The organism is Pseudomonas agronomica, from assembly GCF_025917275.1.
Lineage (GTDB): Bacteria > Pseudomonadota > Gammaproteobacteria > Pseudomonadales > Pseudomonadaceae > Aquipseudomonas > Aquipseudomonas agronomica.
In genome coordinates this window covers 1-372 of record NZ_JAOSHO010001084.1, presented here as the reverse complement: position 1 = coordinate 372, position 372 = coordinate 1, and the positions used below count along the sequence as shown (strand labels likewise).

1 protein-coding gene and 1 pseudogene are annotated in these 372 nt (G+C 65.1%); both read right to left on the bottom strand.

The annotated features are described in order from the left end of the window. Positions 1 to 221 (bottom strand): HAD family hydrolase (locus OC610_RS29025; protein ID WP_264433284.1); only part of this gene is annotated, 221 nt, incomplete at its 3' end. After that, a pseudogene (locus OC610_RS29020) lies at positions 218 to 372 on the bottom strand (glucose-6-phosphate dehydrogenase); the annotation flags it as partial. The gene OC610_RS29025 and the pseudogene OC610_RS29020, both read right to left, overlap by 4 nt.

Sequence of the window (372 nt, the reverse complement as noted above, 5' to 3'; positions counted from 1 at the left end):
CCGTTGAACGCCGCCGTGGGCAGGTCGACGCCCAGGGCTTCGATCTGCTGCAACATGGCCCGCGGGGGACGCCCGGTGGCAAGGCTGAACAGCACGCCGGCCTCGCGCAATGAACGAACGGCTTGGATGGTGCGCTGGTTGAGACTGTGATCGGGCAGCAGCAACGTACCGTCCATGTCACTGAGCAAGAAGCGGATGGGGCGTTTCACCTGATCACTCATCCGAGGCCATGCCAGACGCGACCATCGCGAGTCAGCAATTCGTCGGCGGCCGCCGGGCCATCCTCACCAGCCTGGTACGGCTGGACCGTTGCGTCTTCCCGCCAGGCATCGAGGAACGGCTGCACCGCGCGCCAACCGTTTTCGATGTTGT